The sequence below is a fragment of the Streptomyces mobaraensis genome, assembly GCF_020099395.1.
Classification (GTDB): domain Bacteria; phylum Actinomycetota; class Actinomycetes; order Streptomycetales; family Streptomycetaceae; genus Streptomyces.
In genome coordinates this window covers 2,869,657-2,886,816 of record NZ_CP083590.1, presented here as the reverse complement: position 1 = coordinate 2,886,816, position 17,160 = coordinate 2,869,657, and the positions used below count along the sequence as shown (strand labels likewise).

17 protein-coding genes are annotated in these 17,160 nt (G+C 72.8%); 6 read left to right on the top strand and 11 right to left on the bottom strand.

The features are described from left to right. Positions 1-20: 20 nt before the first annotated feature. Positions 21-1,304: a thymidine phosphorylase gene (locus tag K7I03_RS12200; protein ID WP_185941922.1), complete on the top strand. Its 1,284-nt coding sequence runs from the start codon at positions 21-23 to the stop codon at positions 1,302-1,304. A gap of 344 nt (positions 1,305-1,648) precedes the next feature. Here the strand turns inward: K7I03_RS12200 and K7I03_RS12195 are convergent, their stop codons facing one another. After that, a complete protein-coding gene (locus K7I03_RS12195; RefSeq protein WP_185941921.1) occupies positions 1,649-2,938 on the bottom strand; it encodes an MFS transporter in 1,290 nt (429 codons plus the stop codon). Between the two features lie 141 nt (positions 2,939-3,079). Between K7I03_RS12195 and K7I03_RS12190 the strand changes: the two genes are divergently transcribed. After that, entirely contained in the window at positions 3,080-4,045 is a 966-nt protein-coding gene (locus K7I03_RS12190) for a LysR family transcriptional regulator (protein ID WP_185941920.1), read from the top strand. 3 nt (positions 4,046-4,048) lie between these two features. On the opposite strand, the gene K7I03_RS12185 is transcribed toward K7I03_RS12190, so the two are convergent. Then, on the bottom strand, positions 4,049-4,777 hold the full coding sequence (locus K7I03_RS12185) for an alpha/beta hydrolase family protein (RefSeq protein ID WP_221902774.1): 729 nt from the start codon (positions 4,775-4,777) through the stop codon (positions 4,049-4,051). Positions 4,778-5,037: 260 nt separating this feature from the next. Here K7I03_RS12185 and K7I03_RS12180 point away from each other — a divergent pair, with 260 nt between their 5' ends. Continuing rightward, positions 5,038-6,153 (top strand): adenosine deaminase, encoded by a 1,116-nt coding sequence (locus K7I03_RS12180; RefSeq protein ID WP_185941919.1) that lies wholly within the window; start codon positions 5,038-5,040, stop codon positions 6,151-6,153. 191 nt (positions 6,154-6,344) lie between these two features. Further along, positions 6,345-6,740 carry a hypothetical protein gene (locus tag K7I03_RS12175; RefSeq protein ID WP_185941918.1) on the top strand — a complete coding sequence of 132 codons (396 nt, stop codon included), beginning with the start codon at positions 6,345-6,347 and terminating at the stop codon, positions 6,738-6,740. Between the two features lie 124 nt (positions 6,741-6,864). Here K7I03_RS12175 and K7I03_RS12170 read toward each other — a convergent pair whose 3' ends face one another. From K7I03_RS12170 to afsQ1, 5 genes are all read right to left on the bottom strand, one after another. Next, entirely contained in the window at positions 6,865-7,071 is a 207-nt protein-coding gene (locus tag K7I03_RS12170; RefSeq protein ID WP_185941917.1) for a PspC domain-containing protein, read from the bottom strand. 80 nt (positions 7,072-7,151) lie between these two features. After that, complete coding sequence (locus tag K7I03_RS12165; RefSeq protein ID WP_185941916.1) at positions 7,152-7,748, bottom strand: VanZ family protein; 597 nt, start codon at positions 7,746-7,748, stop codon at positions 7,152-7,154. A 91-nt stretch (positions 7,749-7,839) separates the two neighbouring features. After that, positions 7,840-8,418 (bottom strand): hypothetical protein, encoded by a 579-nt coding sequence (locus K7I03_RS12160; RefSeq protein WP_185941915.1) that lies wholly within the window; start codon positions 8,416-8,418, stop codon positions 7,840-7,842. Beyond that, positions 8,415-9,995, bottom strand: coding sequence for a sensor histidine kinase (locus tag K7I03_RS12155; RefSeq protein WP_185941914.1), 1,581 nt, complete (start codon positions 9,993-9,995; stop codon positions 8,415-8,417). The genes K7I03_RS12160 and K7I03_RS12155 overlap by 4 nt, the downstream gene beginning before the upstream one ends. Positions 9,996-10,188: 193 nt before the next feature. Continuing rightward, positions 10,189-10,866: a two-component system response regulator AfsQ1 gene (gene afsQ1, locus K7I03_RS12150; RefSeq protein ID WP_004943811.1), complete on the bottom strand. Its 678-nt coding sequence runs from the start codon at positions 10,864-10,866 to the stop codon at positions 10,189-10,191. Between the two features lie 236 nt (positions 10,867-11,102). Between afsQ1 and K7I03_RS12145 the strand changes: the two genes are divergently transcribed. Continuing rightward, positions 11,103-11,861: a SigE family RNA polymerase sigma factor gene (locus tag K7I03_RS12145; protein ID WP_185941913.1), complete on the top strand. Its 759-nt coding sequence runs from the start codon at positions 11,103-11,105 to the stop codon at positions 11,859-11,861. A 279-nt stretch (positions 11,862-12,140) separates the two neighbouring features. On the opposite strand, the gene K7I03_RS12140 is transcribed toward K7I03_RS12145, so the two are convergent. Beyond that, positions 12,141-12,809, bottom strand: coding sequence for an ATP-binding protein (locus K7I03_RS12140; protein WP_224347011.1), 669 nt, complete (start codon positions 12,807-12,809; stop codon positions 12,141-12,143). A gap of 124 nt (positions 12,810-12,933) precedes the next feature. Between K7I03_RS12140 and K7I03_RS12135 the strand changes: the two genes are divergently transcribed. Then, positions 12,934-13,401, top strand: a complete 468-nt coding sequence (locus K7I03_RS12135; protein WP_185941912.1) for a hypothetical protein — start codon at positions 12,934-12,936, stop codon at positions 13,399-13,401. Positions 13,402-13,480: 79 nt separating this feature from the next. Here K7I03_RS12135 and K7I03_RS12130 read toward each other — a convergent pair whose 3' ends face one another. Genes K7I03_RS12130 through deoC form a run of 3 tightly spaced genes read right to left on the bottom strand, consistent with a single transcriptional unit; the run spans position 13,481 to position 16,783 of the window. Continuing rightward, positions 13,481-14,365, bottom strand: a complete 885-nt coding sequence (locus tag K7I03_RS12130) for an aldehyde dehydrogenase family protein (protein ID WP_185941911.1) — start codon at positions 14,363-14,365, stop codon at positions 13,481-13,483. After that, positions 14,358-15,794, bottom strand: a complete 1,437-nt coding sequence (locus tag K7I03_RS12125; protein WP_185941955.1) for an aldehyde dehydrogenase family protein — start codon at positions 15,792-15,794, stop codon at positions 14,358-14,360. Before K7I03_RS12125 ends, K7I03_RS12130 begins: the two co-directional genes overlap by 8 nt. Next, positions 15,791-16,783 (bottom strand): deoxyribose-phosphate aldolase, encoded by a 993-nt coding sequence (gene deoC / locus K7I03_RS12120; protein WP_185941954.1) that lies wholly within the window; start codon positions 16,781-16,783, stop codon positions 15,791-15,793. Before deoC ends, K7I03_RS12125 begins: the two co-directional genes overlap by 4 nt. Between the last annotated feature and the right edge of the window lie 377 nt (positions 16,784-17,160).

Sequence of the window (17,160 nt, the reverse complement as noted above, 5' to 3'; positions counted from 1 at the left end):
CGCACGAACTTAAGGAAAATGTGCTGATGGACGCCATTTCCGTCATCCGCGCCAAGCGCGACCGCGGCCGTCTGACCGACGAGCAGATCGACTGGATGATCGACGCCTACACGCGGGGCGAGGTCGCCGACGAGCAGATGTCCGCGCTCGCCATGGCGATTCTGCTGAACGGCATGGACCGTGCGGAGATCGCCCGCTGGACGGCGGCGATGATCAAGTCCGGCGAGCGCATGGACTTCTCCTCGCTGCCCGTGCCCACCGCCGACAAGCACTCCACCGGCGGCGTCGGCGACAAGATCACGCTGCCCCTGGCCCCCCTGGTCGCCGCCTGCGGCGCGGCCGTCCCGCAGCTCTCCGGCCGCGGCCTCGGCCACACCGGCGGCACCCTCGACAAGCTGGAATCCATCCCCGGCTGGCGGGCGCTGCTCTCCAACGACGAGATGATGGACGTCCTCCGGAACGTCGGCTCCGTCATCTGCGCGGCCGGTGACGGCCTCGCCCCCGCCGACAAGAAGCTGTACGCGCTCCGCGACGTCACGGGCACGGTGGAGGCGATCCCGCTGATCGCCAGCTCGATCATGTCGAAGAAGATCGCCGAGGGTACGGGCTCGCTCGTCCTCGACGTCAAGGTCGGCTCCGGCGCGTTCATGAAGAACATCGAGGACGCGCGCGAGCTCGCCTCCACGATGGTCGGCCTCGGCACCGACCACGGCGTCAAGACCGTCGCCCTGCTCACCGACATGTCGACCCCGCTCGGCCTCACCGCCGGCAACGCCCTCGAGGTCCGCGAGTCCGTCGAGGTCCTCGCGGGCGGCGGCCCGGCCGACGTCGTCGAGCTCACCCTCGCCCTCGCCCGCGAGATGCTCGCCGCGGCCGGCCTGCCCGACGCGGACCCGGCCAAGGCCCTCGCCGACGGCTCCGCCATGGACCACTGGCGCCGCATGATCATCGCCCAGGGCGGCGACCCGGACGCGGCCCTCCCGGTCGCCCGCGAGCAGCACGTCGTCACCGCGACGGCGTCCGGCGTCCTGACGAAGCTCGACGCCTACGCCGTCGGCGTCTCCGCCTGGCGCCTCGGCGCGGGCCGCGCCCGTAAGGAGGACCCGGTGCAGGCCGGCGCGGGCATCGAGATGCACGCCAAGCCGGGCGACACGGTCACGGCCGGCCAGCCGCTGCTGACCCTGCACACGGACACCCCCGAGAAGTTCGACTACGCCCTCGCGGCCCTGGACGGCGGCGTCGAGATCGCCCCCGCCGGCACGGACTTCACGCCGAACCCGATCGTGCTGGACCGCATCGCCTGACCTGCGGACGCCATGAACGGGTGAACGGGGCCGGTGGCTTGCCACCGGTCCCGTTGCCGTATCCGGGGATTCATCCCCGGCTTTCCCACGGCACGTCACTGCACTGCCCCGCCCGCGCGAACGCCGGTTCGGAGCCCCTGTCCCACCCTTTCACCGTTTCTTGCGGGGGCTGCGCCCCCCCGCACCCCGAGCGCGCCTGCGGCGCGCGTCCTCAAGCGCCGGACGGGCTGATATAGCCCGTCCGGCGCTTGAGGACAATCGCGCGGAGCGCGGTTTCGGGGCGCCGGGGGCTTGGCCCCCGGGAATCGGCGAAGGGGTGGGTCTGGGGCAGCCCACCCGCGGGCTCACGCCCGCGCGGCCACCCGCCGTTCCACCAGCGCCTTGCGCGTCGCGTACAGCGTGATCGACGCCGCCGCCACCATCGCGACGAGACCGAGGACGATGACGCCGTCCCAGCCCCCGGCGCGGAACGCGAGCGCGCCGACCGTGCCGCCCACCGAGCTGCCGAGGTAGTAGGCCGTCTGGTAGAGGGCGGACGCCTGGGCGCGGCCCGTGGTCGCGGTGCGGCTGACCGAGGACGAGGCGACCGCGTGGCCCGCGAAGAAGCCGGCGGTGATCAGGACGAGGCCGAGGAGGACGGCCGTCAGGGAGGACGTCAGCGTCAGCAGCAGGCCCAGGGACGTGGTGCCCATGGCCAGGTAGAGGGCGCCGCGCCGGCCCAGCCGGCCGACCAGCTTGCCGGCCGCGGCCGAGGAGACCGTGCCGACCAGGTAGACGAGGAAGACCGAGCCGACGAGCCCCTGCGGGAGGGAGAAGGGCGCCGCGGCCAGGCGGTAGCCGATGACGGTGTAGACCGCGCCGAAGACGGTCATGAAGAGCGCGCCGATCAGGTACAGCCGGACCAGCAGCGGGTCGGAGAGGTGCCGGCCGAGCGTACGGGCCAGGTCGCGCGGCGCCACCGAACCGGGGGTGAAGTGCCGGGCCTTGGGGATCAGCAGCCGGAACGCCACCGCGCACACCACCGCCAGCACGCCGACCGACGCCAGCCCCGCGCGCCAGTCCCACGCCTGGGCGACCCAGCCGGCGAGGATGCGGCCGGACATGCCGCCGATCGCGTTGCCCGCCACGAACAGCCCGACCGCGCCGACCAGGGCGCGCGGACGGACCTCCTCCGCCAGGTAGGCCATCGCCGACGCCGGCACGCCCGCCAGCGCCGCGCCCTGCGCCACGCGCAGCCCGGTCAGCCAGCCGAGGTCCGGGGCGAACGGCACCAGCAGCCCCAGCAGTGCCGCGACGCACAGGGCGGCCGTCATCATGGCCCGCCGGCCGAACCGTTCCGAGAGGGCGCTGAGCGGGACGACGGCGAGGGCCAGGCCGGCCGTCGCGCCGGAGACCGTCCAACTGGCCTGGTCGGCGGTCACCCCGAGGCCGTCGGAGACCGCGGGGAGCAGGGCCTGGGTGGAGTAGAGGAGCGCGAACGTGGCGACGCCCGCCGCGAAGAGGGCGAAGCTCATCCGGCGGTAGCCGGGGTCGCCGGGCGCGATCCGGGAGTCCTGGGTGGGGGAAGGGGACGGCGAGGGAAAGGCATCCGAGCGCGCTATGACGACGGATGCCCCGGTATCGGCAGGAGGCATGTCCAAACCGTATGCAGGCTGCATCTGATGCGTCCAATGCACAGAATGGCCATAATCCATCCTGTGAAGCATGAACGCAGGTCAGGGCCTCCTCTGTCACCGGAGCGCAACAGAAAAGACATCCCTGTTACTGGCGGATCCTTGACGCCCGTCACCTCGGCGGCAGCGACGGGACCCGCGCCGAGCGCTGACGTCGAGGCGGACTCCTGGGCGGTGACGCTCACTCCGCGGCTCGCCCAGTTCGTCGCCGTGGCCCGGCACGAGCACGTCACCCGCGCCGCCCAGCAGCTGGGGATGCCGCAGTCGACGCTCAGCCGCTCCATGGCCCGGCTCGAACACGACCTCGGCGTCGCCCTGTTCGCCCGCCACGGCCGTACCGTCTCGCTCACCGCCGCCGGCCGGACCTTCCTCGCCACGGTCGAGCGGGCGCTCGGGGAGGTGGACCGCGCCGCCGAGTCCGTCCGGGCGGACGCCGACCCCGCCGCCGGCAAGATCGCGTTCGGCTTCCTGCACACCATGGGCTCCGAGACCGTACCCGAGCTCATCCGCGCGTTCCGCGCCGACCACCCCCGCGTCCGCTTCCAACTGGTCCAGAACTACGGCGAGGCGATGATCGAGCGGCTCCGCGACGGCGACCTCGACCTCTGCCTCACCTCGCCCGTCCCGGACGCGCCGGACCTCGTCGCCCGCCGCCTCGACGAGCAGAAGCTGCGGCTCGTCGTCCCCGACGACCACCCGCTGGCCGTCCGCAAGCGGATCCGCCTCGCGGAGGCGTCCGCCGAGCTGTTCGTCACCCTCGAACCGGGCTACGGGCTCCGCCGCATCACCGACGCGCTCTGCGCCGAGGCCGGGTTCACCCCGAAGATCGCCTTCGAGGGCGAGGACCCCGAGACCCTGCGCGGCCTGGTCGCCGCCGGGCTCGGTGTCGCCCTGCTCCCGCCGCCCGCCGTGCCGCGCCCCGGCGTCGTGGAGCTGACCGTCACCGCGCCGCGCGCGGTCCGCGAGATCGGGGTGGCCTGGCTGGACGGCCACCCCGACACCCCGCCCGTGGCCGCCTTCAAGCGCTTCCTGCTCTCGCGCCGGGGGCAGCTGCTGCTGCACCGCTGACCGTCAGTGGCCGAGCGTCTCCCCGAACCCGCAGGCCAGCGGCATCCGCAGGCCCAGCGGGGGCGGCGCGGCCAGGGCGTCCGCCAACGGCCGGGCACACGGGTGGCCGAACAGGGTGCCCCGGACGAAGTCGGCGGTCAGGGCCAGCACTTCGGCGCGGTGCTGCCGCAACCCATGTCCGTCCGAGTGGACTTCGAACCGGCACACCTCCCGGTTGATCTTCTTGGCCCGCTCGGCGAACCGGTAGGAGAGGTCCGGATCGGTGCGCTCGTCGTTGGTCCCGTGCACCAGCAGCACCCGGCGCCCGGCCAGCTGCCGCACCGGATCCGGGTCGAGGACGGCCTCCGGGTCGGGCAGCCAGAGGGCGATCGCCACCGCGCAGGTCACCGCCGGATGGCCGGCCGCCCGCAGCGCCGCCCGGCCGCCCAGGTCCGTACCCACCAGGCACACCGGCACGTCGCCGTACCGCCGCACGACCTCGTCCGCCGCCCACAGCGCGTCCTCCACCGGATGCGCCGCCGCGCCGTTCCAGCCCCGGTGGCGGTAGCGGACGACGTGGGTGGCCAGGCCCTCGCCGGCGCCCGCGCGGGTGAGCCGGCGGGCCAGCCGGCCCTGGGCGGCCGGGATCCGGGACGGCGGCCGCCGTCGTCCTATGGCCGGGCCGCCGGGCAGCAGCAGCGCCACCCCGGTGACGGCCTCCCCGGCCCGGCCCGCCCCGAACGGCCTGCTCAGCGCGGGCTCGACGGCCTTCCGGCGCTGTGGGCCGCGTTTGCGCCCCCATGGCCCCACAGGGCCGTGCGGTCCCTTTGATCCCTCTGGTTCCTCTGATCCCTGTGAGGACCCTTCCGGCCCCAGCGGATCCGGTTGCGGCAGCGCTTGCTGAACCATGGCAGACAACGATGGCAGAACGAGACGCGGTGTCCACCCCGCCGACGGGTCACCGTTCCGTATCGTTCGGGTGCATCTACGCGCGTAGGGGCTAGAGTGCCGAAATGACGAGCGACACCACCGCACTCCCGAGCCCCGAACAGATCCGCCGCGCCCCCAAGGTGCTGCTCCACGACCACCTGGACGGCGGCCTGCGCCCCGCCACGGTCGTCGACCTGGCCCGGGAGACCGGGTACGACCGCCTCCCCGAGACCGACCCCGAGAAGCTGGGCGTCTGGTTCCGCGAGGCCGCCGACTCCGGGTCGCTGGAGCGCTACCTGGAGACCTTCGCCCACACCTGCGCCGTCATGCAGACCCGCGAGGCCCTGGTCCGGGTGGCCGCCGAGTGCGCCGAGGACCTCGCCGCCGACGGCGTCGTCTACGCCGAGGTCCGCTACGCCCCCGAGCAGCACCTGGAGGCCGGACTCACCCTCGAAGAGGTCGTCGAGGCCGTCAACGAGGGCTTCCGCGAGGGTGAGCGGCGGGCGAAGGCGGCGGGCCACCGCATCCGCGTCGGCGCGCTGCTGACCGCCATGCGGCACGCCGCCCGCGCCCTGGAGATCGCCGAACTCGCCAACCGCTACCGGGACTCCGGCGTCGTCGGCTTCGACATCGCGGGCGCCGAGGCCGGCTTCCCTCCCACCCGCCACCTCGACGCGTTCGAGTACCTCAAGCGCGAGAACAACCACTTCACCATCCACGCCGGCGAGGCGTTCGGCCTCCCCTCCATCTGGCAGGCCCTGCAGTGGTGCGGCGCCGACCGGCTTGGCCACGGTGTGCGGATCATCGACGACATCGAGATCGCCGAGGACGGCACGGTCAAGCTCGGCCGCCTCGCCTCCTACGTCCGGGACAAGCGCATCCCCCTGGAGATGTGCCCGACCTCCAACCTCCAGACGGCGGCGGCCACCTCGTACGAGGAGCACCCGATCGGCCTGCTCCGCAAGCTGCATTTCCGGGCGACGGTGAACACCGACAATCGTCTGATGAGCGGAACCAGCATGAGCCGCGAATTCGATCACCTGGTCAAGGCGTTCGGCTACACGCTCGACGACATGCAGTGGTTCACCGTCAATGCGATGAAGTCCGCCTTCATCCCCTTCGACGAGCGGCTGGCAATGATCAACGACGTGATCAAGCCCGGATACGCCGAGCTCAAGTCGGAGTGGCTGTTCCGCTAGGAGCGACGGAAACCGTCGGGTCGCGGCATTCGCAGGCAATACGACTGGCGGTCAATCGTCCCTGAATACGACTGATACGGCCGGGAATTCAAACGTCCCGGCCGTGTCATTCGGTATGGGCCGGTCGTTCTCGTGACAGGTTGCAAAGCCTCCGGGAAATTAACCTCCCCCGTCACGAGGACAGATTTCACATGAAGCAGGGAACCATCAAGACCATCGGTGCCGCCGCCCTCGGCGCTGCCATCGCCGTCACCGCGGCGGGCACCGCGTCGGCCGCGGCTCCCACGGGCCCGTTGGAGAAGGCCACCAACCTGGCCGCCCGCACCAGCAAGCAGCTGCCCATCGAGGACCTCGCCCCGGTGCTCCCCGGCGGACCGCTGATCAGCGCCACCAACCGCGCGCTGGGCTCCTCCGCGCTGCAGACCACGGCCGGGGCCGTGGACCGCGCGGTGTTCCCCCAGAAGGGCCCGGTGGCGCAGGAGGGTCCGGGTGACAACAAGGGCAACGGCGGCCTCCTGGGCCTCGTCCCGGACGGCGCCCTTCCCAAGGGCCTCTCGACCGGCAACCTGTCCGGCGGGCACCACTGAGAACCGCACGACCTCACGGACGCCGCACCCGGCGCCCCGTCCGCACACCGGCCGCGCCCCCGAGCAGGGGCGCGGCCGCTGTGCGGACGGGGCGCCGGCGGGCCGTCCCGGCGGCGGCCGGGCGTCACCAGGATTCGGACGAGCGGCGGCCCTCGTCGGGCAGCATCACCCAGAGCGCCAGATAGACCAGGAACTGCGGGCCGGGCAGCAGACAGGACACCAGGAAGATCAGACGCATCGTGGTGGGCGTGGTGCCGAAGCGGCGGGCGAGTCCCGCGCAGACACCGGCGATCATCCGGTGGTCACGCGGGCGGACCAGGGCGGCGGGCATGGCGGAGTCTCCTCGCGTACGAGCGGGCGACCCGGGCGGCGGCCCGGGACCGGGAGGGGCGTCCTCCCGATGACTCCACGCTAGGACCGGGCGCCCGGCAGGGCGTCACTCCACGGGGCGACTCCGACCCTGGGGATCGTCGGGGTCGGACCCTGAGACGTACCCTCCTCCCGGAGGAGGGGACGGGGAGGGCGGACCGGGGCGCCCCGGCCCCGCCGGCGCAGCCGGGCCCGCGCCGCGGGCACCACCGCGAGGTGGGCGACCGCCACCCCGGTGACGTTGAGCAGCAGCGCGTCCAGGTCCAGCACCTGCCCCACCACACCGCCCCGGACCACCTGGAGGACCAGGGAGAGCATGGCGGAGGTGAAGACCGTACGGGCCAGCGAGCCGAGCGGCGACGCGTCGAGCCGGCCGCCCGCCCAGGGCAGCAGCACCCCCAGCGGCGCGAACGGGAGCAGCCCCCCGAAGATCGCCCGCGTCGCGTCCCAGGGCCCGAGCGCCAGGTCGGCGCGGAGCGTGGCGAACGGCTCCAGATGCGCGGCGGAGACCCAGGGAGCGGTCAGCGGCCGCATGGCCAGCCAGCCCACCACGACCAGGTGGGCGGCGAGGAGGACGCAGCCCGCGACGCGGTAGCGGTGTCGGAGGGCGGCCGTACCGCCGTAACCATGACGCTGCACGCACCACAGGACGCGGTGTGCGGGGCGCGCGGTTCCGGCCGCGGACGCGCGGTACCGGCGCGGACCGGGCGCCGGCGCCGCGCCGGAGCGCTCAGTCGCCCTGGAGGTTCTCCGGGTGGGCCCGGGTGTCGTCCGTGCACACATAGCTCCGGGGCGCCTCCCCGCCGGGCCCGCCGAGCAGCACCGAGCGCCGCCCCCCGGCCGCCGCGGTGCCCGCGAACGTACAGACGATCTGCGCCAGACCGAGCTGCGGGAGCTCGTCCGGCGGGGTGCTCAGCCGGAGCGTGCCGGCCGGGTCGTCCCGGCGCGGGCCGGCGACGGTGAGCCGCTGCGGCACGTCGGTGGACAGGCCCGTCGCCTCCTCGGCGGACGAGGGCTGGCGGCGCAGCTCCTCCAGGAGCGCCCGCGCCATGTCGACGGTGCGCTCTGGCCCGAGGCCGGTGCGCTGCCGGACCACCGGCGTCAGCTGGGAGGCGCACACCAGTTGCACGGTAAACGTCTGTCCCTCGGGCTGGGGCGTGGCCGGGGCCGGCGCCGGCCGGGTCAGACAGGACGCCCGCGAGGGTGCGCTACCCGCGTCGACGGGGACGGCGGTGCCGCGGATGCCGCAGCCGGCGGCGAGGGCGCACAGGGCGGCGGTGAGCGCGGCCGTCCGCGCCGTGCGCCTCACTTCGTGCCCCCTTGAGCCGGACCGCGGCCGTCCTTGCCGTCCTTGCCGCCGGTCTTGGCGTTCTTGGCGTTCTTCGGGGCCTTCGCGTCCGTGTCCTTCGCGTTCCCGTCCCCGTCCCCGTCCTCGTCCGCGTCCCCGGTCGCGGACACGTCCCGCGGCAGTGTCAGCGTGAAGACCGCGCCGCCCTCGGGCGAGTTGGCGGCCGTGATCTCGCCGCCGTGGATGTGGGCGTTCTCCAGTGCGATGGACAGGCCGAGGCCGCTGCCCTCGGAGCGCGGGCGCGAGGCGCTGGCCTTGTAGAAGCGGTCGAAGACGTGCGGCAGCACGTCCTCGGGGATGCCGGGGCCGTGGTCGCGGACCTCGATGATCAGCTCGTCGTCCACCGGGCGCACCCGCACCCGCACTGGCGAGCCGCCGTGCTTGAGCGCGTTGCCGATCAGGTTCGCCAGGATGACGTCCAGGCGGCGCGGGTCGAGGCGGGCCATGATGCCGCGCTCGGCGTCCAGTTCGACGGCGTCCAGCCAGGCGCGGGCGTCGATGCAGGCGGTCACCTGGTCGGCGACGTCCACGTCGTCCAGGACGAGCCGGGCCGTGCCCGCGTCGAAGCGGGTGACCTCCATCAGATTCTCCACCAGGTCGTTCAGCCGCCGGGTCTCGCTCACCACGAGCTGCACCGCGGGCGCGATCATCGGATCGAGGGAGTCCGCCTCGTCCTCCAGCACCTCCGTCACCGCCGTGATGGCGGTCAGCGGGGTGCGCAGCTCGTGGGACATGTCGGCGACGAACCGCCGGCTCGCCGCCTCGCGGGCGCTGAGCTCCTCGACCCGCTGCTCCAGCGACGCGGCGGCCCGGTTGAAGGTCCGCGACAGCTCCGCCAGTTCGTCCGTGCCCGAGACCTGGAGCCGGGTGTCCAGCTTGCCCTCGCCCAGCCGGCTCGCCGCCTCGCCGAGCCGCTGCACCGGCCGCAGCACCGTCGAGGCCGCCGCCTGCGCGAGCAGGGCCGAGCCGATCAGGGCCAGGCCGGTGGCGATCCCCAGCGACCAGGCGAGCGAGTTGAGGTCCGCGCGCTCGTTCTCCAGCGACTTCAGCAGGTAGCCGGTGGGGCCGCCGCCGATCACCTTGGCGCCGCCCACCAGGTACGGCTTGCCGTCGAGGGTGATCCGCTGCCAGTACAGGTGGTACGGGTACGGGTTCGAGTCGTCGACCTTGCGTTCCCGGTTGACCGCGGTGACCAGCGTCTTCGGCACCGTCTCCAGCGTGAACAGGTCGCGGTCGGAGGGCGCCGCGCAGCTGCCGCCGCCCTTGACCTTCCCGATCAGCAGGACCGCGTACTTCTGCGAGGTCCCGGCCATCCGGTCGGCGGCGTCCTGGAGTTCGGGACAGGTCGGCGACAGCGGCAGCGCGCCGGTGTTGTCCTGGAGCGACTTGCGGAAGTCGTCCAGCGCCGCGTTCTGGGTCCGGGTGAGGACCGCGTCGCGGTTCAGCCAGTAGGCGATCGCCGACGCGGACACCGCCGCCGCCAGCGCCACCAGGGCGAAGACCAGCATCAGCCGCAGCCGCAGGCTGATCCACCGCATGCTGATCCTCATCAGGCTCCCGGCGGCCCGGCCTCGGCCGGTCTCTTCCGTCACTGCGCTCTCTCTGTCCGTATGTGTCCGTATGTGTCGGGCTCTGCCCGTGCGTTGTCACGGTCTGGGGAACTTCCGGCTCACGGCCTGGGGAACCTCCGGCCCAGGAGGCGCCGGGTGCCGGGGGCCCGGGCCTACCGGGTCACTGCGGCGAGTCGAGCCGGTAGCCGACCCCGCGGACCGTACGGATGAGGGTGGGGGAGGACGGTACGTCCTCGACCTTGGCGCGCAGCCGCTGCACACAGGCGTCCACCAGCCGCGAGTCGCCGAGGTAGTCGTGCTCCCAGACCAGCCGCAGCAGCTGCTGGCGGGAGAGGGCCTGGCCCGGGCGGCGGCTGAGCTCCAGCAGCAGCCGCAGCTCGGTCGGGGTGAGCTGGAGGTCCTCCCCGTTCTTGGTGACCGTCATCGCCGAGCGGTCGATCACCAGCGAGCCGAACGTGGCCGAGTCGTTCGACTCCCGTTCGCCCCGGCGCAGCACCGCGCGGATCCGGGCGTCCAGCACCCGGCCCTGCACCGGCTTGACCACGTAGTCGTCCGCGCCCGACTCCAGGCCGACCACCACGTCGATGTCGTCGTTCCGGGCCGTGAGCAGGATGATCGGCAGCTGATCGGTACGGCGGATGCGGCGGCAGACCTCGAAACCGTCGATCCCCGGCAGCATCACGTCCAGCACGATCAGGTCCGGCCGCTGCTCGCGCAGCAGCTTCAGGCCGTCCTCGCCGGACGCCGCCGTCACCACGCGGTGACCCTGGCGGGACAGGGAGAACTCAAGGGCCGTACGGATGGCGTCGTCGTCCTCGATCAGCAACAGGAAAGGCACAGTGGTCATTCTGGCCTACCGCAGGGCGGTAGTTCGACTTCCGCTCCCGCGGCCCGCCGCCGCCCTCCGGTCCGCGGCCCGGCGCGGCCCGTCACGAAGGCCCCGCCCGCTGTTGCACGGCTGTGACAGTCGGCGGACAACGCCATGAAACTGGCCCACCAAGCTGGTGGTCACCGGGCGAGAAGCAGTCCGGAACCACACCGGACCCAGCTGGCTCCACCGACGGGGGGCGCGACATGAACACACTGCACAGCACCACCACCAGCGCAGTTCGCACGCGCCTTCACGACGCCGGGCGGAGCTCCGAGAAGTCCGGTGCCGCGGGCGTACGGGGGTGTGCCCGCGGCACCGGACGCCGGACGCCGGGGATGTACCTGACGGCCATCGACGCCGCCGTGTATGGCGAGCCGGCCGCGCCGCGGAACGGCGAGGGCGCCCCGGAGGCCACCGGCACCGGCACCAAGGCGTCCCGGGCGGAGGCGGAGTTCACCGCCTACGTCCAGGAGCGCCGGGCCTCCCTCTACGCGACCGCCTACCACCTCACCGGCGACCGCTACGAGGCCGAGGACCTGCTGCAGAGCGCGCTGTTCTCCACCTACCGCGCCTGGGACCGGATCACGGACAAGGCGGCGGTCGGCGGCTACCTGCGCCGCACCATGACCAACCTGCACATCAGCGCCTGGCGCCGGCGCAAGCTCAACGAGTACCCGACCGAGGAGCTGCCGGAGACGGCGGGCGACCAGGACGCGATGCGCGGCACCGAGCTGCGCGCGGTCCTCTGGCAGGCGCTCGCCCGGCTGCCCGAGCTCCAGCGGACGATGCTGGTCCTGCGCTACTACGAGGGCCGTACGGACCCGGAGATCGCGGAGATCCTGGACATCAGCGTCGGCACGGTCAAGAGCAGCATCTGGCGCTCGCTGCGCCGGCTGCGCGAGGACGAGGCCATCGGCTCCGGCCGTGGCGTCGAGGAGTCGTTCGGCGAGCTCGTGGCCTAGGACGACTCGGGGGGAACGGGGGAAGCCACGGGGGAATCGAGGGGGGAGAAAAGGGGGGGATAGAGGGGGGAACGGGGGAACCACGGGGGAAAGGGAGCGGGCGGACGGCCGGGGGGTCTGTCCGCCCGCTTCCGCGTTTCCCGGGGCGGGGCGGCCCCTGGTTTCCCAGGGCGGACGGCCTCCGCCTCAGACCGTCGCGCCCGGCCGCCTCGTCCCCTGGGCGGGGTCGGACCGTCGCGCCCGGTCGCCCCGCTCCCTGGCCGCCTCAGACCCGCCGCCTCAGACCGTCGCGCCCGGCCGCTCGGCCCGTTCCGGGACCCCCACCTTCTCGCAGTGCCCGGCCGCCGCGGCCGCGATCCGGCCCATCGCCGCGTCCCGGCCGCAGGCGAACGCGCCGAGCGCGGTGTGCCGGGCCACGATCCCCCGCTCCTCGCGCATCAGCCGCAGCCCCCGGCGCACCAGGTAGCGGACCGGCTTGCGGGCCTCGCGCAGGTCGCGCAGCAGCCGCCGGCGGAACGTCGTCGAGGGACGGCCGCGCAGGCACAGCGCGTCGGCCAGCACGCCCAGGTCACGGCAGCGGTCGATGATGTCGGCGGCGAAGATGCCCTCCGCCACGAACAGCGGCGTACGGCCGATGTCCAGCGTGCTCTCGCCGGTCCGCGCGCTGGTGGAGATGTCGTACAGCGGGACGCCGGTGCGCCGCGTCCGGCAGAGCGCGTCGATCGCGGCGACCGCCGCGTCCGCGTCCCAGGACAGCGGCGAGTCCCAGTCCGGGCCCTCGTTGTCGGGGAGCTGGGGGAGCGTGGGGTCCGTGCCCTCCTTGTAGAAGTCGTCGAGGTTGAGCACGGGCAGCCCGGTGCGGGCGGCGAGGGACGACTTGCCGGAGCCGGAGGGGCCGGTCAGCAGGATCACACGGGCGCACGGCGCCTGGGGCGGGAGGGCAGTCACGGAACACCAGTGTGACGCATTGGGCCGGACGGGGGACCCCCCTGGGTCGCCGGATGCGCCGGGAGTGACCGCTCAACTACGCTGCGTCGCTGAATGGTTCCGGTTCCCGGCTCGGCAGGTGGTCATGGCCTCGCACGCACGTCACGCGTTCCGTCCGTCCTCACGTCTCGCGCGCCCCCTGGTCCGGACGGGGCTGACGCTCACCGCGGGGGCCGCCATCGCCGTCACCGGGGCGACGGAGGCGAGCGCCCATCCGCATGCCGGGCCGAGTGCCCGTCCGGCCGCTCACCCGTCCGGCCACCCGTCCGCCCGTCCCGGCAGTACGGCGCAGGCCCAGCTCGGGCCGGTCGATCTGGCCGCCGCGGCCGAGGGGGCGCGGATCGGCCTCCAGAAGTCGGTGGAGCCGCTGATTCCGGTGCTGCGGATGCTGCCCGTCAATCCGCTCGCGCGGACGGGCTCGGACCCGCTGAACAACGCGGTCGGCACGCAGGTGGGGGACTTCAAGCCGGTCAGCACACGGGCGTTGACGGGATCGCTGTCGGACGGCGGGAAGGTGCAGGACCTTCCGGGGCTGAACATGCTGCCGCGCTGAGGCGGTGCGTGACGGTACGTGGATGCGGAGAGGGCGGGACCGTGACGGTCCCGCCCTCTCGGCGTCTCAGTACGAGGTCTCAGTACGAGGAACCGCCCGCGCCCAGCGACCCCGTCGGGTGCCAGACGGTCTTGGTCTCCAGGAACGCCATCAGCCGCTTGGTGCCCGGCGCCGCCGCCCAGTCCACAGCCTGTGGACGGAGAACGCGCTTCAGGTTGTCCGCCGCGGCCGCCTCCAGCTCGGTCGCGAGCTCCGCGCCCGCCCCGGCCAGGTCGATCGCGTTGACGTCCTGGTGCGCGGCCAGCGACGGCATGATCTCCGCCGCCCGGCCGGACAGGATGTTGACGACGCCGCCCGGCACGTCGGAGGTGGCCAGCACCTCGCCGAGGGAGAGCGCCGGCAGCGGCGCCTTCTCGGACGCGACCACGACGACCGTGTTGCCGGCCGCGAGCGCCGGCGCGATCACCGAGACCAGGCCGAGGAACGACGAGTCCCGCGGCGCGACCACGGCCACGACGCCCGTCGGCTCGGGGGACGAGACGTTGAAGAACGGCCCGGCCACCGGGTTGGTGCCGCCCGCGATCTGGGCGATCTTGTCGGTCCAGCCGGCGTACCAGACCCAGCGGTCGATCGCGGCGTCCACCTGCGCGGCGGCCTTGGCCTTGGACAGGCCCTCCGCGTCGGCGACCTCGGCGACGAACTGGTCCCGGCGGCCCTCCAGCATCTCTGCGACGCGGTAGAGGATCTGGCCGCGGTTGTACGCGGTCGCGCCGGACCAGGCGGAGAACGCCTTGCGCGCGGCCACGACGGCGTCACGGCCGTCCTTGCGGGACGACAGGGGCGCGTTGGCGAGCCAGTTGCCCTTCGAGTCGGTCACCTCGTACACCCGCCCGCTCTCGGACCGGGGGAACTTGCCCCCGACGAACAGCTTGTACGTCTTGAAGACGCTCAGACGCTCAGACATCGAGGTACGCCTCCAGACCATGACGGCCGCCCTCGCGGCCGAAGCCCGACTCCTTGTACCCGCCGAAGGGCGAAGTCGGATCGAACTTGTTGAACGTGTTGGCCCAGACGACGCCGGCCCGCAGCTTGCTCGCGACGGCGAGCATGCGCGACCCCTTCTCCGTCCAGATGCCGGCCGACAGCCCGTACTGCGAGTTGTTGGCCTTGGCGACGGCCTCCGCCGGGGTGCGGAACGTCAACACGGACAGCACCGGGCCGAAGATCTCCTCGCGGGCGATCCGGTGGGCCTGGGTGACGTTGGTGAACACCGTCGGCGCGAACCAGTAGCCGGACGACGGCAGTTCGCAGGACGGGGCCCAGCGCTCGGCGCCCTCCGCCACACCGCTGTCGGCGAGCTCGGTGATCCGGGCGAGCTGCTCGGCGGAGTTGATCGCGCCGACGTCCGTGTTCTTGTCCAGCGGGTCGCCGACGCGCAGCGTCGCCATCCGGCGCTTGAGGGCGTCCATCAGCTCGTCCTGGATCGACTCCTGCACCAGCAGGCGCGAACCGGCGCAGCAGACCTGCCCCTGGTTGAAGAAGATGCCGTTGACGATGCCCTCGACGGCCTGGTCGACCGGGGCGTCGTCGAAGACGATGTTGGCGCCCTTACCGCCCAGTTCGAGGGTGAGCTTCTTGCCCGTGCCGGCGACGGTCCGGGCGATGGCCTTGCCGACGGCGGTGGAGCCGGTGAAGGCGACCTTGTCGATGCCGTCGTGGCCCACCAGCGCGGCACCCGTCGTGCCGTCACCGGTCAGGATGTTGACGACGCCCTTGGGCAGCCCGGCCTGGCGGCAGATGTCCGCGAAGAACAGGGCGGACAGCGGGGTGGTCTCGGCCGGCTTGAGGACGACCGTGTTGCCCGCGGCCAGCGCCGGGGCGATCTTCCAGGCCAGCATCAGCAGCGGGAAGTTCCACGGGATGACCTGGCCCGCGACGCCCAGCGGCCTCGGGTCGGGGCCGAAGCCCGCGTGCTCCAGCTTGTCGGCCCAGCCCGCGTAGTAGAAGAAGTGCGCGGCGACCAGCGGGAGGTCCGCGTCGCGGGTCTCCTTGATCGGCTTGCCGTTGTCCAGCGTCTCCAGGACGGCCAGCTCGCGGGAGCGCTCCTGGATGATGCGGGCGATGCGGAAGAGGTACTTGGCGCGCTCGGAGCCGGGCAGCGCCGACCACTTCTCGAACGCCTTCCGGGCGGCCGCGACGGCCGCGTCGACGTCGGCCTCGGTGGCCTGCGCGACCTCGGAGAGGACCTCCTCGGTCGACGGGGAGACGGTCTTGAAGACCTTGCCGTCGGACGCCTCGCGGAACTCGCCGTCGATGAACAGCCCGTAGGAGGGGGCGATGTCGACGACGGCGCGCGACTCGGGCGCCGGTGCGTATTCGAAAGCCATGGTCAGTCCACCGTCACGTAGTCGGGACCGGAGTAGCGCCCGGTGCTGAGCTTCTGCCGCTGCATCAGCAGGTCGTTGAGCAGACTGGAGGCACCGAAACGGAACCACTCGTTCGTCAGCCACTCCTCGCCGACGGTCTCGTTCACCAGCACCAGGAACTTGAGCGCGTCCTTGGTGGTGCGGATGCCGCCGGCGGGCTTCACGCCGACCTGGACGCCGGTCAGCGCGCGGAAGTCGCGGACGGCCTCCAGCATCAGCAGCGTGTTGGCGGGGGTGGCGTTGACGGCGACCTTGCCGGTCGAGGTCTTGATGAAGTCGGCGCCGGCCAGCATGCCGAGCCAGGAGGCGCGGCGGATGTTGTCGTACGTCGACAGCTCGCCGGTCTCGAAGATCACCTTCAGCCGGGCGGCGGTGCCGTCCGGACGGCGGCACGCCTCCTTGACGGCCTTGATCTCCTCGAAGACCTTCAGGTAGCCCCCGGCCAGGAACGCGCCGCGGTCGATCACCATGTCGACCTCGTCCGCGCCGGCGGCGACGGCGTCCTTGGTGTCCGCCAGCTTCACCGGCAGGGCCGCCCGGCCCGCGGGGAAGGCGGTGGCGACGGACGCGACCTTCACGTCCGAGCCGCGCACGGCCTCGGCCGCGGTGGCCACCATGTCGGGGTAGACGCAGATCGCGGCGGTGCGCGGGGTGCCGCGGTCCGTCGGGTCCGGGTTGAGGGCCTTGGCGCACAGCGCCCGGACCTTGCCCGGGGTGTCCGCGCCCTCGAGGGTCGTCAGGTCGATCATCGAGATCGCCAGGTCGATGGCGTACGCCTTCGCCGTCGTCTTGATCGAGCGGGTGCCGAGCGCGGCGGCGCGGCCCTCCAGCCCGACCGGGTCGACGCCCGGGAGGCCGTGCAGGAAGCGGCGCAGCGCACCGTCGGAGGCGGTGACATCCGCCAGCGAGGCCAGTCGCTCCGCGGCTTCTTTGCCGTGGGAAGGAACAGTGGGCATGGTCACCTGATGAGCATATCTACGCGCGTAGCGCGTGTCACCCCCTGCGGGGTGTCGAAGCGGTGTCGAAGTGGCCCCGGAGCGGTCCGGGAGTGGTCCGGGAGTGGTCCGGGAGTGGTCCAGGAGTGGTCCGGGAGCGGTCCGGGAGTGGTCCGGAGAGGTCCGGGAGTGGCCGGAAGCGGTGCCGGGGCGGGACGAACGCCCGTGGAGGCGTTTCTTCCGTTTACTGTCGAGCGTCCGTGACATACGAAAGACCGTGCGATGACACGCGATCCATAGATTTTTCCCAGCACGACCGCCCGACTCACCGGCCCCACGCCGTGAGGAAAGCGGCATGCCGATCGCCTACCCCGTCCGGCGCTCGTCACCAGGAGCCA

What these genes read in the sequence shown, in the direction of transcription:
- K7I03_RS12155 (WP_185941914.1), bottom strand. Translation starts at nt 9,995, where the DNA reads ATGCGGTGGATCAGCCTGCGGCTGCGGCTGATGCTGGTCTTCGCCCTG.
- K7I03_RS12195 (WP_185941921.1), bottom strand. Translation starts at nt 2,938, where the DNA reads ATGCCTCCTGCCGATACCGGGGCATCCGTCGTCATAGCGCGCTCGGAT.
- K7I03_RS12170 (WP_185941917.1), bottom strand. Translation starts at nt 7,071, where the DNA reads ATGCCCGCCGCCCTGGTCCGCCCGCGTGACCACCGGATGATCGCCGGT.
- deoC (WP_185941954.1), bottom strand. Translation starts at nt 16,783, where the DNA reads ATGCCCACTGTTCCTTCCCACGGCAAAGAAGCCGCGGAGCGACTGGCC.
- K7I03_RS12145 (WP_185941913.1), top strand. Translation starts at nt 11,103, where the DNA reads ATGAACACACTGCACAGCACCACCACCAGCGCAGTTCGCACGCGCCTT.
- K7I03_RS12180 (WP_185941919.1), top strand. Translation starts at nt 5,038, where the DNA reads ATGACGAGCGACACCACCGCACTCCCGAGCCCCGAACAGATCCGCCGC.
- K7I03_RS12130 (WP_185941911.1), bottom strand. Translation starts at nt 14,365, where the DNA reads ATGTCTGAGCGTCTGAGCGTCTTCAAGACGTACAAGCTGTTCGTCGGG.
- K7I03_RS12135 (WP_185941912.1), top strand. Translation starts at nt 12,934, where the DNA reads ATGGCCTCGCACGCACGTCACGCGTTCCGTCCGTCCTCACGTCTCGCG.
- K7I03_RS12175 (WP_185941918.1), top strand. Translation starts at nt 6,345, where the DNA reads ATGAAGCAGGGAACCATCAAGACCATCGGTGCCGCCGCCCTCGGCGCT.